12 protein-coding genes are annotated in these 15,719 nt (G+C 67.7%); 10 read left to right on the top strand and 2 right to left on the bottom strand.

What is annotated here, in order from left to right; genetic code table 11:
* Positions 1-32 precede the first annotated feature (32 nt).
* The 4 genes from BLA15945_RS24700 to BLA15945_RS24685 all read left to right on the top strand — a co-directional run bounded on the left by BLA15945_RS24700 (position 33) and on the right by BLA15945_RS24685 (position 5,342).
* Positions 33-1,427 (top strand): sodium:solute symporter family protein, encoded by a 1,395-nt coding sequence (locus tag BLA15945_RS24700; RefSeq protein ID WP_059241198.1) that lies wholly within the window; start codon positions 33-35, stop codon positions 1,425-1,427.
* 21 nt (positions 1,428-1,448) lie between these two features.
* Positions 1,449-3,116, top strand: coding sequence for an amidohydrolase (locus tag BLA15945_RS24695; protein WP_174993578.1), 1,668 nt, complete (start codon positions 1,449-1,451; stop codon positions 3,114-3,116).
* Entirely contained in the window at positions 3,113-4,141 is a 1,029-nt protein-coding gene (locus tag BLA15945_RS24690) for a CobW family GTP-binding protein (RefSeq protein WP_404823524.1), read from the top strand. Before BLA15945_RS24695 ends, BLA15945_RS24690 begins: the two co-directional genes overlap by 4 nt.
* A gap of 130 nt (positions 4,142-4,271) precedes the next feature.
* A complete protein-coding gene (locus BLA15945_RS24685; RefSeq protein WP_081052147.1) occupies positions 4,272-5,342 on the top strand; it encodes a lysozyme inhibitor LprI family protein in 1,071 nt (356 codons plus the stop codon).
* A 25-nt stretch (positions 5,343-5,367) separates the two neighbouring features.
* Here BLA15945_RS24685 and BLA15945_RS24680 read toward each other — a convergent pair whose 3' ends face one another.
* Positions 5,368-6,453, bottom strand: coding sequence for a LacI family DNA-binding transcriptional regulator (locus tag BLA15945_RS24680; protein WP_059241201.1), 1,086 nt, complete (start codon positions 6,451-6,453; stop codon positions 5,368-5,370).
* 241 nt (positions 6,454-6,694) lie between these two features.
* Here BLA15945_RS24680 and rbsK point away from each other — a divergent pair, with 241 nt between their 5' ends.
* The 4 genes from rbsK (at position 6,695) to BLA15945_RS24660 (ending at position 11,039) form a co-directional block, all read left to right on the top strand.
* A complete protein-coding gene (gene rbsK, locus BLA15945_RS24675) occupies positions 6,695-7,621 on the top strand; it encodes a ribokinase (RefSeq protein WP_059241202.1) in 927 nt (308 codons plus the stop codon).
* Between the two features lie 60 nt (positions 7,622-7,681).
* Positions 7,682-9,001, top strand: a complete 1,320-nt coding sequence (locus BLA15945_RS24670; protein ID WP_174993577.1) for an MFS transporter — start codon at positions 7,682-7,684, stop codon at positions 8,999-9,001.
* Positions 9,002-9,044: 43 nt separating this feature from the next.
* Complete coding sequence (locus BLA15945_RS24665; protein WP_174993576.1) at positions 9,045-9,992, top strand: dihydrodipicolinate synthase family protein; 948 nt, start codon at positions 9,045-9,047, stop codon at positions 9,990-9,992.
* A gap of 402 nt (positions 9,993-10,394) precedes the next feature.
* The gene (locus tag BLA15945_RS24660) at positions 10,395-11,039 is read left to right on the top strand and encodes a hypothetical protein (protein ID WP_059241204.1); all 645 of its coding nucleotides are present in this window, start codon (positions 10,395-10,397) and stop codon (positions 11,037-11,039) included.
* A gap of 157 nt (positions 11,040-11,196) precedes the next feature.
* Here the strand turns inward: BLA15945_RS24660 and fliD are convergent, their stop codons facing one another.
* A complete protein-coding gene (gene fliD, locus BLA15945_RS24655; RefSeq protein WP_174993575.1) occupies positions 11,197-12,711 on the bottom strand; it encodes a flagellar filament capping protein FliD in 1,515 nt (504 codons plus the stop codon).
* 1,054 nt (positions 12,712-13,765) lie between these two features.
* On the opposite strand from fliD, the gene BLA15945_RS24650 reads away from it, so the two are divergent.
* Together BLA15945_RS24650 and BLA15945_RS24645 are read left to right on the top strand one after the other, a co-directional pair.
* Positions 13,766-14,179 (top strand): DoxX family protein, encoded by a 414-nt coding sequence (locus tag BLA15945_RS24650; protein ID WP_059241206.1) that lies wholly within the window; start codon positions 13,766-13,768, stop codon positions 14,177-14,179.
* A 521-nt stretch (positions 14,180-14,700) separates the two neighbouring features.
* A complete protein-coding gene (locus BLA15945_RS24645) occupies positions 14,701-15,666 on the top strand; it encodes a dTDP-4-dehydrorhamnose reductase family protein (protein WP_174993574.1) in 966 nt (321 codons plus the stop codon).
* Positions 15,667-15,719: the final 53 nt, after the last annotated feature.

The raw sequence follows: 15,719 nt of genomic DNA, 5'->3' as shown, positions 1-15,719 counted from the left end.
CCTACGCTTTCCGTCCCTTCGCAGAGGTGTGTATGTCAACGGTCGTCTTCGCCGCGCTGATCGCGCTGTCGCTCTATCTCGCCGTTCGATCCGGCCGCGGCCGCGGCAAGCAGAGCGTGCATGACTTCTTCGTCGCGTCGCGCCAGTTCGGCACGGCGCTCGTGTTCTTCCTGACCGCCGGCGAGATCTACAGCATCGGCACGATGGTCGGCTTTCCCGGCGGCATCTACGCGAAAGGGCCGACCTACGGCGTGTGGTTCCTCGGCTACATCCTGCTAGCCTACCCGATCGGCTATTTCATCGGCCCGAAGATCTGGGAGGCCGGCAAGCGCCACAACGCGATCACGCTGCCCGACCTGTTCAAGGGGCACTACCGCAGCCGCGGGCTCGAGCTCGTGGTTGCGTGCGCATCGATCCTGTTCCTGATCCCGTGGGGGCAACTGCAGTTCACGGGGCTCGTCGCGGCGCTCAAGGGGCTCGGCTGGCATGTCGAGCCGCTGTACCTGATCCTCGTGTGTGCGGCGCTCGCGTTCACCTACATCGCGATCTCCGGCGTGCGCGCATCGGCCTATATCGCCATCCTGAAGGACATCCTGATGCTGCTCGCGATCGTCGTGACGGGCATCGCCGTCGCGTGGCAGGCCGGCGGCGTGCATCCGGTGTTCGATGCCGCGAGCCGGCAGGTCAGCAACACGATGAGCGGATCGCAATTGCGCTTCTCGATGAGCACGATGCTGTTCCAGTCGCTCGGCTTCTTCCTGATGCCGTTCGCCGCGCAGAATTTCTTCACCGCGCGTGGGCCGAACGCGATCCGGCGCACGCAGGTCGCGATGCCGCTGTACATGCTGATGTATCCGTTCCTCGTGATTGCGTCGTATTACGCGATTACCGCGAACCTGACACTCGCATCGCCGAACGACGCGTTCTTCGCGGCCGTCACGCACCTGCTGCCCGGCTGGCTGATCGGCCTCGTCGCGGCCGGCGCCGCGCTGTCGGGGCTGCTCGTGCTGGCCGGCATCTGCCTCGCGATCGGGCCGATCGTCACGCGCAACCTGATGCCGAACCTGCCCGAGTCGCGCCAGAAGCGCGCGGCGAAATACGTGATCGTCGGCTACCTGCTGCTGTCGATCGTGACCACGCTGCTCACGCCGAACCTGATGCTCACGCTGATCAACACCACCTACTACGGCGTCACGCAGTTCCTGCCGGGCGTGCTGATCCTGCTCGCACGGCGCCAGGTGCGGCCGGTCGCGGTGGGCGCCGGGATGATCTGCGGCCAGGTGCTCGCGATGATCTTCTACGTGCTCCATGTCGACTTCGGCGGCATCAACCTCGGCCTCGTGTGCCTCGTCGTCAACGTACTCGTCGTCGCGGCCGTGCATGCGATGCTGCACGGTCGTCCCGTCAAGCAATACGCCGTATCCTGACGCAAAGGAGAACCGCCCCCCATGCAAGCATCCGCCACTCCGGCCGCACCCGTGACGGTCTTCACCGCGCGCCGCATCCTGACGATGAACCCGGCGCAGCCGTCGGCCACCCACGTCGCCGTGCGCGACGGTCGCATCCTCGCGGTCGGCGACGCCACCGACGCGGCTGCGTGGCCCGCGCGGTTCGGGGCGTGCGGGGCCGACGACACGTTGCGCGACAAGGTGTTGATGCCGGGGCTCGTCGAAGGGCATTGCCACCTGATGGAAGGTGCGATGTGGGATGCCGTGTACGTCGGCTACTACGACCGGCGCGGCCCCGACGGCATGCTGTGGCCGGGCCTGCGCTCGCTCGACGCGGTGCTCGACCGGCTCGCCGACGCCGAGCGCGCGATGACCGACGACGGGCCGCTGCTCGCGTGGGGCTTCGATCCGATCTTCTTCGGCACCGCGCGGCTGACGGTGCGCGAACTCGATCGCGTGTCGGCGCGGCGGCCGATCGCGATCCTGCATGCGAGCGTGCACCTGATGAACGTGAACGGCGCGATGCTGGCGCGTGCGGGCATCGACGAGGACACCGACATCGACGGCGTGTCGCGCGACGCCGACGGCCGCCCGACCGGCGAGCTGCAGGAGTTCGCGGCGATGCTGCCGGTGTATCAGACGATCGGCGGCAAGCTGGCGATTTCCGCGAGCGAGAAGCCGCACGCGGTCTGGAATTTCGGGCGCGTCGCGCAGCTCGCGGGCGTGACGACGGCCACCGATCTCGTCAACGACCTGTCGGCCGACGGCAACCGCACGCTGCACGAGGTGACCGCCGATCCGGATTACCCGGTGCGGATCGTGCCGGCATTCGCGCCGCAGCGCAATCCGGCGCGGTCGGCCGACAGCGTGCTTGGCGAAATCGAACGCAACACCGACAAGCTGCATTTCGGGCCGGTGAAATTCATCGTCGACGGCTCGATCCAGGGCTTCACCGCACGCGTGCGCTGGCCCGGCTATGCGGGCGGGCAGCCGAACGGGCTGTGGCTGATTCCACCCGCGCAACTTGTCGACGTGTTCGAGCCGTTCCATCGCGCGGGGCTGCAACTGCACGTGCATACCAACGGCGACGAAGCGACCGATGTCGTGCTCGATGCGATGACGACGCTGCTCGCGCGCCATCCGCGTCCCGATCATCGCCATACGCTGCAGCATTGCCAGATGGCGGACACCGCGCAGCTCCAGCGCGTTCGCGCGCTCGGGATGTGCGTGAACTTCTTCGCGAATCATCTGTACTACTGGGGCGATGCGCATTACAGCCAGACGATCGGCCCCGATCGCGCGAACCGGATGGACGCGGCCGGCTCCGCGCGGCGGCTCGGTATTCCGTTCGCACTGCATTCGGATGCGCCGATCACGCCGCTGAATCCGCTGTTTACCGCATGGTGCGCGGTGCAGCGCGAGACGGCGTCCGGGCGTGTGCTCGGCGAGGGCGAGCGGTTGACGGTGGACGATGCGCTGCATGCAATCACGCTGGGTGCGGCCTACACGTTGCGGATGGACCATCTCGTCGGCAGCATCGAAGTCGGCAAGTATGCGGATTTCGCGGTGCTCGACGACGATCCGTCGGTGTGCGCGCCCGCGCGTTTGAAGGCATTCGCCGTGTGGGGCACCGTGCTCGGCGGGCGCGTGTTCCGGTCGCCGCGATGAGCGCGCGCGCTGCAATGGCCGCGCCCGCGCCTGCACCGATCGACCTCGCGGTGATCGGCGGCTATCTCGGCGCGGGCAAGACGACGCTCGTCAACGCGATCCTGCAGGCGCCGCATGGCCGGCGCATCGCGGTGCTCGTCAACGACTTCGGTGCGGTGAACATCGACGCGCGGCTCGTACGCGCGCGCGGCGACGACGTGATCGAACTCGACAACGGCTGCATCTGCTGCACGATCGGCGGCGCACTTGTCGATGCGCTGACGCGCGTCGCGACGCGCGACGTGCGGCCCGAACTGCTGCTCGTCGAGGCGAGCGGCGTGGCCGATCCCGCGAAGATCGCGCAGATCGGACTGCTGAACGGGGCGTTCCGGCTGACGTCGGTGCTCGTCGTCGCCGACGCGCTCGCGTGGCGCGACACGCTGGCCGATCCGCTCGTCGGTGCGATGGCGCAGCGCCAGCTCGACGGCGCCGGCGCGATCGTCGTGACCAAGCTCGACCTGGTCGCACCGGAACGGCGCGATGCGGTGCTCGACGACGTGCGCGCGTGCGCGCCGACCGATGTCGTCGTTGCGGCACGGGCGGGCGAGATTCCGCTCGCGCTGCTGTTCGACACGGCCGTGCCTGATCGCTGCGCGTTGCCGGGCGGTATCGCGCGCTTGCACCGGCCGATCGGTCATGACGCGATGCCGGCGTTCGCAAGCCTCGCCGTCGCCGTGCCGGACGTACTCGACAAGGCGCGGTTGCGTGCATGGCTGAAAGCATTGCCGCGCACGATCCTGCGCGCGAAAGGCATCGTGCGCGTGGCCGACGCGGCCGGTGCGGTCGCCACGCGCGTGTGCCAGGTCGCCGCGCGGCGCATCCGGTTCTCGTCGATGGAAGACGAAGGGCTGGCGCCGCACGAAGGGGATGGCGCGATGGTGTTCATCGGGATCTTCGATCATGCGACGGAAGCCGAGTTACGCGACGGTATCGTGCAATGCAGCGTGGCTGCGGAAGCGGTTGCAATGACATCGAACGTCGATTGATCGGCGTCGCGCATTCGGGTTACGCTTCGGCGGGCAGTGGCATGCGCTGCATGCCGGGCCGGGCGTTTTTACCTCGACTGTCGCGCGCAGGTAGCTTCTACAGGTGCGCGACCCTGCGACGATCAAGCCGATGACCATCCAGAACCGATCGAATACGCGCGAACACGCCGCGATTTCCGCATCCGACAAGCGACGCACGCGCCTGCCATCTGTCGCGGCGGCTGCGCTGCTGGCGCTGCTGCCGGTTGCCGCGCACGCGGCCGGTTTCGACTGCGCGAAGGCCGCTTCGCCGACCGAGAAGACGATCTGCGCGGATGCCGCGCTGTCGAAGCTCGACGGCGACCTGTCGGCCGCGTGGAAGAGGGCGCTCGCAAAGGGCGGCGATACGGCCGCGCTGAAGGCCGCGCAGTTGAAGTGGCTCAAGCAGCGCGACCAGTGCGGCAGCGACGCGTCGTGTCTCGGCGATCGCTACCGCGAACGGCTCGCCAGCCTGAACGGTACGCCGCTGGCCGCCGACCGCTGGCAGCAGACGTGGTACATGACGAGCGACAACCCGTCGTTCGGCGGCGTGCTGACGTTGACCGGCACGGCGCCGCGCCTGCATTTCGAGCTGGGGGCCAATAACGGCGCGAATACCGGCGGGCTTGACGGCGACATCGTGCTGCACGGCGACAGCGGTACCTACCGCAAGGACAAGTGCCGGCTCGATTTCGAACGGAAGGGCGGGCGTATCCGCGTCACGCAACAAGGCGCCGATTTCGACTGCGGCGCCGGCGCGGGCGTCATGTACGCAGGCGACTACGTGAGCGCCGCGCAGTCCCGGGCCAGGCCGCCTGCCGACCTGCTGAGCCTCAAGGTCGTCGCCGATGCGCAGCAGAACGCGACCGCGCACAAGCTGCTCGGCGCCGATTATCAGACGCTCGTCGACATGGTGAACGACAGCGCCGACGAGAAGGATCTCGATGGGCTCAACGCACACGTGACGTCGTACTGGGTGCGCGGCATTGCGACGACGAACGCGGCGATCGTGATGCGCCGCGGCGCCGATCTGTGGATCGGGCTGCTCGTGTTCGATGCAAGGAACAACGTCCGGATGCGCTACTACTCGAACGTGCCGGCGTGGAAGAAAACCGTGCCGAAGACGATCAACGCGTGGCGCGACACGCTCGACAAGACGCTGCCGGTCGACGTGATGCAGTAAGCAGGCGCCGCCGCCCGGCACTTCTTCACGTCTTGCGCGTTGCACGCACCTGCGCCGGCGGCGCGGCCGATTCCCGCATGCGCAACTCGGGCAGGACGGCACAGCCGGGCCCCGTGGCGCCGTTCTCGAGCGCGTCGAGCAACGCACGCGCGGCCTGGCGCCCGATCGCGTCGGTGTCGACCCACATCGTCGTCAGCGGCGGCTGGATCTCGCGTGCGAGCGCGATGTCGTCGAACCCGGTGATCGACAATTGCGCGGGCACGTCGATGCCGAGCGCCTGCGCTTCGAGCAACGCACCGAGAGCGAGTGCGTCATTGCCGCAGATCACGGCGGTCGGCCGCGTCGCCGCATCGCGCGCCGCGATCGCGCGCAGGCTCGCCCGCCCGAACGCGATCGTGGCCGCCCCTTCGTGCTGATGCACGGGGCGCACCGCGAGCCCGTGCGCGGCCAGCGTGTCGTGAATGCCGCGCAGGCGGGCCTGCACGCGGTCGTTGTCCGCCGACGGCTGCATGATGATCGCGAAATCGCGGTGACCGAGGTCGAGCAGGTGCGTGGTGAGCCGTGCGAACGCCGCGCGGTTGTCGAAGCCGATGCAGCAGTGCGGGCTGTCGTCGCGATACGCATAGGTGACGACGTACGGCACGCGATGCAACGCCAGGAGTTCGAACAGTTCCGGCGGATACGCTTCGCCGACCAGCGACACGGCCTCCACGCCGCGCGACAGCATCGCGCGCACCTGCGCGAGTGCCTGCGCGGGATCGTAGTTCGAGCAGCCGAGGAACAGCGTGATGCCGTGCTCGGCCATGACCGTCTGCATGCCCGCGACCTGCGATGCGAACACCTGGTCGTCGAGCGTCGGAATGATCGCGCCGGTGATGTGCGTGCGCGTGGACGCGAGCGCGCGGCCGGCTGCATTCGGAATCCAGTTCAGTGCGCGCGCCGCGTCACGTACGCGCTGCTGCACGTCGGCCGATACCTTGCCGGGATCGTTGTACACGCGCGAGACGGTCGCGGTCGACACGCCGGCCAGTTTCGCGACATCGCCGAGCACCGAGCGACCGCTGCCGCGGCGTGCCCGCGACGCGCCACCGCGGGACGGAGGCGTGCTCATCGGCTGTCTCCCGGCGGGGTGGGCCTGCCGGCGGCGTGCGTGGCCAGTCGCGTCATTGTTTACCCTCGATTCATGGTGGTCCCGCTTGCATCCGCATTCGATCCTGTGAGAATGTAAGCGCTATCTTCTTGCTGCTTCGTATTATGTCAGACATGGATTCCACCCGCATCGCGAAATTTTCAGAGACGACGGCCTCTTCGGCCATTTTGTCGGTCTCGAATGTAAGCGATTACATTCAAGCATGAACGACACCACTTCACCGCGTATCGCTGTCGTCGGCAGCGTCAACATCGACCTCGTCACGCGCGCGCCGCGCCTGCCGGTGCCGGGCGAGACGCTGCTCGGCACGGCATTCCAGACCGTTCACGGCGGCAAGGGGGCGAACCAGGCCGTCGCGGCCGCGCGCCTGGGCGCATCGGTCGCGATGATCGGCTGCGTCGGCGACGACGCGTTCGGGGCACGCCTGCACGGCGCGCTCGCGGCGGAGCGCATCGACGTGACGCACCTGCACCGGATCGACGGTACGGCGACCGGCGTGGCGACGATCACGGTCGACGAAGGCGGTGCGAACAGCATCGTCGTCGTGCCTGGTGCGAATGCGCGTCTCGATGCCGGCCGGATCGACGCGGCGCGCGACGCGATCGCCGCGGCCGCGCTGCTCGTGTGCCAGCTCGAAGTGCCGGTCGCGACAGTCGCGCGCGCGATTGCCTGTGCCAGTGCGCACCGCACGCCGGTGCTGCTCAACCCAGCACCCGCGCAGCCGCTGTTCGACGCGTTGCTGGCGCGGGTCGACTACCTCGTCGTCAACGAAACCGAAGCCGAATCGCTGACCGGCATCGCCGTCGGCGACGATGCGTCGGCCGTGCGCGCCGCCGATGCACTGTGCGCGAAGGGCGTCGGCAACGTGCTGGTCACGCTCGGCGCGCGCGGCGTCTGCTGGCGCGGCAGCGCGGGGAACGGCCGCCATCGGGCGATGGCGGTGGTGGCCGTCGATACGACCGCGGCCGGCGACACGTTCGTCGGCGGGTTCGCGGCCGCGCGCGCCGGCGGCGCATCGATGGACGACGCGATCGGCTTCGGCCAGCGTGCGGCCGCGATCAGCGTCACGCGCCACGGCGCGCAAAGCTCGATCCCGACGCGCGACGAAGTGATCCGTCTGGATACCTGAATTCCGCAGACGACGGAACGGCCGGAACCGGCCGATGCCAGTGACATGGAGACAACCGACATGAACGAAAACCAACCTGTTCCGCCCGCGCCGCCACGCATCCGGCGCGGACAACGCATCGCGCTCGCGCTGTTGATGGCGAGCGGGATCGTCAACTATCTCGATCGCGGCACGCTGGCCGTCGCGAGTTCGGCGATTCGCGGCGATCTCGGCCTGTCGCTCGCGCAGATGGGGCTGCTGCTGTCCGCGTTCTCATGGAGCTATGCGCTGTGCCAGTTTCCGGTCGGCGGGCTCGTCGATCGCATCGGCCCGCGCCGGCTGCTCGGCATCGGGCTGATCGTCTGGTCGTTCGCGCAGGCGGCGGGCGGCATCGTGTCGACGTTCGGCTGGTTCATCGTCGCGCGCATCGTGCTCGGCATCGGCGAGGCGCCGCAGTTCCCGTCGGCCGCGCGCGTGGTGAGCAACTGGTTTCCGCTGCGCGCGCGCGGCACGCCGACCGGCATTTTCAACGCGGCGTCGCCGCTCGGCACCGCGCTTGCGCCGCTGCTGCTGTCGATTCTCGTCGCATCGTTCGACTGGCGCTGGGCGTTCGTCGCGACCGGCGCACTCGGCCTCGTCGTCGCCGTCGTGTGGTTCGCGCTGTATCGCGATCCGGTGCGCGCGCAACTGTCCGCCGCCGAACGCAGCTATCTCGATGCCGATGCGCAAAGCGTCGTCGCGGCGCCGAAACTGACCTTCGCCGAATGGCGCAGCCTGTTCTCGCACGGCACGACCTGGGGGATGCTGATCGGCTTCTTCGGCTCCGTGTACCTGAACTGGGTCTACCTGACCTGGCTGCCCGGTTACCTGACGATGGAGCGGCACATGAGCCTGATCCGCACCGGATTCGCCGCGTCGGTGCCGTTCCTGTGCGGGTTCGTCGGCTCGCTGGTCGCCGGCTGGCTGTCGGATCTGGTGACCCGCCGCAGCCGGTCGCCGGTCGTGAGCCGGCGCAACGCGGTGGTGGTCGCGATGCTCGGGATGGTCGCCTTCACGATCCCGGCCGCGCTCGTGCAGAGCAACACGGTCGCGCTCGCCTGCATTTCGGTCGTGATCTTTCTCGCGAACGCGGCGTCGGCCTGCTCGTGGGCGCTCGCGACGGCGGCCGCGCCGCCGAGCCGTGTCGCGTCGCTCGGCGCGATCCAGAATTTCGGCGGCTTCATCGGCGGCGCGCTTGCGCCGATCCTGACAGGCATCATTGCGCAGAAGTGGTCGTTCGTGCCCGCGCTGCTGACGGCCGCGGCGATCGCGTTCGCCGGCGCGATGGCCTACCTGCTGCTGGTGCGCAAGCCGATTCCCGAACACGCCGCGAACGCCGCGCCCGGACCGTTGCCGGCTTGAGCGCGCAGCCCGCATCCGCATTCACTGAAGGAAGGAGAAACAGATGCAACACCCGCAGCAATCGAACGTGACCATCGAGGGGATCGTGCCGGTGATGCTGACGCCGTTCGACGACGCCGGCGCGATCGACTACGCCGGGCTCGAGCGGCTCATCGAATGGTATCTGGCGCATGGCTCGGATGCGTTGTTCGCGGTCGCGCAATCGAGCGAGATGCAGTTCCTGAGTCTGGCCGAACGCGCGGAACTCGCACGCTTCGTGGTCGAGCGGGTGGCCGGCCGCGTGCCGGTCGTCGCGTCCGGGCACATCAGCGACGATCTCGACGCGCAAGCCGCCGAGCTGTGCGCGGCGGCCGAATCGGGTGCGCAGGGTGTCGTGCTCGTGACCAACCGGCTCGATCCGCAACGCAAGGGCAGCGCCGCGTTGCTCGACCATCTGCACCGGCTGCTCGCGCGACTGCCGTCGGATCTCCCGCTCGGCCTGTACGAGTGTCCGGCGCCTTACCGGCGGCTGCTGTCGGACGACGAACTGCGCGCGTGCATCGACACGGGCCGGTTCGTGATGCTCAAGGACGTGAGCTGCGACCTGGCGACGGTGAAGCGGCGGGTTGCGCTTGCCGCGGGGTCGCCGCTGAAGATCCTGAACGCGAACGCCGCGATTGCATGGGACGCGATGAAAGCCGGTTCCGCCGGTTTCAACGGCGTGTTCACCAACTTCCACCCGGATCTCTACCGGTGGCTGCGCACGCAGGGCGAATCGAATCCGGCGCTGGCCGATGAGCTGTCCACGTTCCTGGTGGTGTCGGCCGTGTCGGAAGCGCTGGGCTACCCGGCGCTCGCGAAGCTTTACCATCAGCGGATCGGCACCTTCGCGTCGATCAAGTGCCGAGCGATCGACTACGACGTGCGTGAGCGATTCTGGGCGCTCGATGCGGTGCTCGACAAGATCGTGGCCGGAACCGAACATTTCCGCCGGCGGATCGCCGGGGCATAATGCGCGTCGCGCGGGTGCCGCGGCGCGTGATCGCAGGGTGTGCATGCGGCCGCCCGTTGGCCGCGAGAAAAACCGGCGTCGCGCATGCGACCCGACCGCCGCGATGCCCGATTGAGGCGATGGCGACGCCACCCGCCGGCGCTGCGTCGTCGTGCCGCCCGGCTTTTCATCTTCCGCATCCCGACTCGAGCCGCCCGCGAGCGTGGCGCCGATGCCCGGTTGTTCGATTCGCCGCGCCGCGCGTTTCGCCGCGTCCGCCGGCCGCCCCGCGCAAGTTTCTGCGTCGCACGACAAAAGCGCACAAATCTGTGCAATCGCTTCTTCGCTTCCCGTAACGATTCGTAATATTATGCCGCGGAGTGTTTTTTACCGATGAACCGCTGAATCCGCATTCGCCCCCTCATGCAACACGTGACGACGACAAGCCAGCCACCGATCCTGGCGGCACCGGTTGATGCCATGCTGCACGCCGTGATCGACGAGGTCGTCCACCGGAGCGTGTCGGAGGCGACGACGCGCAGCGGCTACATGCGCTGTGCCGACTATGCGATCGTCGGCGCGCAGGTGCTGACGCTGTTGACCGGCAAATCCTACCGGCCGTTCGCGGGCGGCGAAGTGATGGATTTTGGCGCCGGCAACCTGTATGCGCTGTGCACGACGCGCGAGCGGCGCCGCACCGCACGGCATCTGTCGCAGCTTGCGCGGTATCACTGCTGGATCGAAGCGCGCCACGACGCCGACGGTCACACGCGCAAGGAGATCGTCGACTTCACGCTGCGCCACGACGAGACCGTCGCGGACCAACTGGGCATGCCGTTCGCCCGGACCTACCAGGCCTATTTCTGGGGCTGGGAGGACGAGCACGCGGTCCCGGCCGAGCTGCAGGATCATCCGGTATTCGCGAAGCAGGGCCCCGTGTGGCGCTGGGCCGAGCGCGAATGCACGTCGCTGCTGCGCGCCTACGAGCGCGAGCGGCCAGGCTATTTCGGGCGTCAGGTGTCGCGCGCCATCGATCTGTTCGCCGACCGCGTCGAAGGTCTGGGCTGACGCCTGCCTGTTTCAGGCAAACCGCACACGGCCAGGCGGCCGCGACGACGCGAACCCGGCAAGCGCTTGCGCACGGCCGGGCATGAACCACTCCTTTCCATGCAGGACGCCGCCCGCGACGGCTCGAACCGTCGCGCGCAACGTGCTGCCCGGCCGCTTACTTGTTCGACAGCGCGCCGCTGCTGTTCGCGCCGCCGAACAGCCGGGTCAGGTACTGCGTGTTGGAGTTCATCTTGGCCATCAGCGTGTTGAGCGACGTGAACTGCGCCTGATACTGCTTGGTCAGTTGCGTGGCGTAGTCGGACAGATCCGACTGCTGCTGCGTCACGCGCTTCAGATCGGCGGTCAGCGCGTTCGTGCGCACGTCGATCATCCCGTTCTTCTTCGTGAACTGCGTGATCTGGTCGGCCAGCCGCGTGCCGATCCCGTTCTCCGGATTGAACAGGCGCGCGACGCCCGCCGGGTTCGCGGACAGCGCGCCGTCGAGCTTCGCGGCGTCGACGCTCAGCGTGCCGTCCTTCTCGAGCTTGATGCCGATCGACAGCAGGTTCACGTGCCCGTTGCCCTTCTCGGTGGCGGCGCCGGTCTCGACGCCGCGCGCAACGATCGACGCGAGCGAGTTGCGGATCGTGTTCAGCGTCGAATCGCCAATCAGCGCGCCCTGCGTGCTCGCGCCTGCCGTGTAGCTCGACAGTGCGCCCATCGTCTTGACGGCCGTGTTGTACAGGTTCACGAAATTCGTGATCGTGGCTGCCTGCGACTTCGTGTCGGTGCTGACCGTCAGCGTCTGCGTATCGGTCGCGCTGACCGCGGCCGACGACAGGTTCAGCGTGATGCCCGTCAACACGCCCGAAACCGCGTTGCTCGCGCTGGTCGATGCGATCCCGTTGATCGTGAATTTCGCGTCCTGTGCGACGGCGCTCTGCCGCCATGCGGCCGCGCTGTTCGCCGAGTCGATCTTCGATGCGCCGCCGGCCGTGTCGGGCGTCGACGTAACGCCGAGGCTCGACAGGCCGCTGTCGTTGGTCACGTTGCCGACCGCAACGCTGATCGCGTTCGCGGAGCCCGTCTTCGACGACGCGAGCACGAGGTGTGCGCCGTCCGTGCCGTTGATGACCGTCGCGCTGATCCCCGGGTTGCCCGACGCGGAGTTGATCGCCGCCGCGATGCCCGACAGCGTGTTGTTCGTGCTGCCGACCTCGACCTTGAACGACTGGCTGCCGAGCGACAGCGTCAGCGTGCCGGTGCCGAGCGCCTTGCTGCCGTTGAAGCCCGCCGAGGACAGCGCCTGGGCGGTCGCGATCTGCGTGACGCCCACCGTGTAGGTGCCGGCGACCGCGCCGGCACCCGCCGTCGCGGTCAGGCCCTTGCCGCTCGCGACGGCATTGAACGTCGACTGCAGCGCGCCGTTCTTCAGCGACGTCAGGCCTGCGTCGAGCGCGCTCAGCGCCGCCGACAGCGCGCCGAATGCGGAAATCCGCGTATTGCCGGTCGTTTGTGCGGCGGCAAGCGTCGCGACCCGGCCGGCCGTCTTCGCGTTCACCAGCGTCTTGACGAGCGAGCCGACATCCATCGCCGGGTTGCCGGTGGAACCGTTGATGATCGATTGCGCGGCCTGCTGCAACAGGCCGTTCGCGTTCGCGCTGCTGTTGACGGGCGAGTTCGTTGCCATGGGTGACTCCGGTTGAAAGGCGATCCTGTGACGAACGGCTGCCGAGCCTGCCTGCGGCGATCCGCGCGGGCTCGTGGCGATTCGCCTGCATGCCGCTTCCCGCACAACGCACACCGCGGTTCGCGAGGGCTGTCGGGAAAACGTAAGAAGGAATCGGTGCGCTATCGTATATTTAAATCGGTATTAATTGGTAATTTTTTGTAATTATTCTTGTGAAAACTGTGACGAGGGGAAGGTAAGTGCGGGGTGCGGCGAAGGCATGCGAAGTTTCAGCACAAGACCATGATTTTAATTGCATTTATTGAGGGATTTTCGACGGCATTGAAAACATTCTGAAAGCATGGATGTTTGATGACATGTTTTTCGTTCATCGCACTAAACATCAAGCGGATGAACGGTGTGGCGAGCGTGTCCGTGCTCGCGGATATCGGGCGGTGAGCCTTGTCTGGCGGGCATCGCACTGCCACGTGCGACACCAGGCCGCATGCATGCGAGATGTTTTTCTTCGACGCAGCGCATTTCCGGGCCATGTGTGGTCGCTCGAAACAGGATGCGGCGTCGATTGCAAATCCGGCCTGGTAGCCGGGACGAAGCGAGCGCCGGTGAATCACACATCGAGCGCATGACTGAATAACGGATGGGATGCACGGCACTGGACGGTGCATGTCAATTCGAGAGCGCAATATCGATTGAATCCCGTCACGACAAAGATGTGGCGACGTTTCACATTCCTGAAACAGGAGGGAAGGGGGCTGAACGGCGGTCAGGACGCCGCGTGACGAGCCGGTTTCCTCCGATTGTCCACTGATTCGAGACAGCGAATCATGTTTCGGCGGATTGATGATTTTCAGTGAGACAGTAGACTGCATCCGTGCTTCGCCAGAACCGATCCGGAGCGCGCCGGCAAGCGCGGCGCACCGGACGGATTCTTCGGCGGCGGGCCCGGTGGCTTGCCGTCCGATTGCGCGAGGAATGGTCCGTTGCCGGCCTGGCGCACCGATGCGGCGCGCATCGGCACCGGATGCATCAAACCGTCAATTCAAGGGTGATTGCTATGCGTTACGTTTCGCTGGAGTCGAAGAAGGACGAGCTGCTGCTGGCGGCTCGCGTACTGATGATGATCCTGTTCGTGCTGTTCGGCTGGCAGAAGCTGAACGGCTTTTCGGGCACGGTCGCCTACATGGCGTCGACGGGTAACCCGGCGCCCGAGCTGGCGGCCGCGATCGCGGTGGCGGTCGAACTGGTGGGCGGCGTGCTGATCGCGATCGGCTTCTATACGCGTCCGCTCGCACTGGCGTTTGCCGCCTATACGCTTGCGACCGCGCTGATCGGCCATCGCTACTGGGCGCTGCAGGGGATGGAGCAGTACATGGCGATGATCAACTTCTACAAGAACGTGAGCATCATCGGCGGGCTGCTGTTGCTCGCGCTGAGCGGGCCGGGACGGTATTCGGTCGACCGGAAGTAACGCGACGGACGGTCCTGTCCGGGGAAGCGGGCCCGGTGCGCGAAAGCGTGCCGGGCCTGGTTCTTTGGGGATGGAAAGACGGTGGCCGGTCGCGAAGTTGTCGCTGGCGGGCTCGGCGTCGTGCCCGATGCGTCGGCCGCCAGCAGTCGCAACCGGGCCCGCCGCGTGTCGACGCCGGCCGGGTTCGGCGCAAGGCCGTGCGGCGAAGACCGGCGCCGCGCCGCCAGTGTGCGCGTGGCCGGGCGGGCAGGGAACGGCAGCGCGATGCGGCGCGCAGCAGCGTCACGCGGCCGGCAAGACGGTCGTTCCCGGACGACGCAGTCTGGCCGGTTGGCGCGAGGTGGGCGCGTCGGCGTCGAGACGAACCCGTCCCTGAGTCCCGGCGCCCGCAATCCCGATGACGTGGTCGCGCCATTGCCGGGACCGCCGGCCGTGCCGCTTTTTCCGCTATCCTCGGCACGACTGCCGCAGGAACGCCTGACGCGATCCCGCGCCCCTCCATTCAACTCGCCTTGCCGCCCGTGCCCAATCCAGCCTCGTCGACCGATGTCCCCACCATCCTCCTCATCGGCGCGTCCGGCCTCCTCGGCCGCGCGGTTGCCGCAACCCTGGCTCGCGAATCGTCGCTGACGCTGCTGGCGACCCTCCGGAACCCGCAAAGCGCCGGCGCAAGACGGCTCGCGCTGCCACCGGAAAACATCGCGGAACTCGACGTCCTCGACCAGCCGTCCCTCGAACACCTGTTCGAAACCCGCAAGCCGGCGGCCGTCATCCTCTGCGCAGCCGAGCGCCGTCCCGACGTCTGCGAACGCGATCCCGCTGCCGCACGCGCGATCAACGTCACGGCCCCGGCCCGCATCGGCGCGCTCGCCGCGCGACACGGCGCATGGACGCTCGGCATTTCGACCGACTATGTCTTCGACGGCAAAGCGGCACCGTACAGCGAAGACGCCACCCCGAACCCGCTGAACATCTACGGCCGCACCAAACTGGAAGGCGAGGCGGCACTTCTCGCCGCGTCGCCACTGTCCTGCGTGCTGCGCCTGCCGTTGCTGTTCGGCCCGATTGCCGACTGGAGCGAATCGGCCGTCACGAGCCTGGTCCCGGCGATCGTCGCGTCCGCGCGGCCGGGCGCCGGCGCGGTCGGCATGGACGCATGGGCGATCCGCTACCCGACCTATACGCCCGACGTCGCGGAAGTCATCCGGGCCCTGACGCTGCGTCACCTCGCGGGTGAAACCGTGACGGGCATCCGCCATTGGTCGGGCGAGGAGCCGATGACGAAGCACGACATCGCGCAACGAATCGCGGCCGCGCTCGGCATCGACGCATCGCTCAAGCCGATCGACCAGCCGACCGACGCGACACCGCGCCCGTACGATTGCCATCTGGACGCATCGCGCGTGCGGGCACTCGGGATCGATTGCGCGACGCCGTTCGACACTGCGTTGCGCACCGTGCTGCGCGATGCGCCGCAGGCGCTGTAGGATCAGTCGGCACGCGCGGTTCGCGCCACACCGCCGGTACCGGCCGGCCCGTT

The organism is Burkholderia arboris (assembly GCF_902499125.1).
GTDB classification, from domain to species: Bacteria; Pseudomonadota; Gammaproteobacteria; order Burkholderiales; family Burkholderiaceae; genus Burkholderia; species Burkholderia arboris.
The sequence above is the reverse complement of the archived record's forward strand: the minus strand, read 5'-3'. Positions and strand labels throughout refer to the sequence as shown.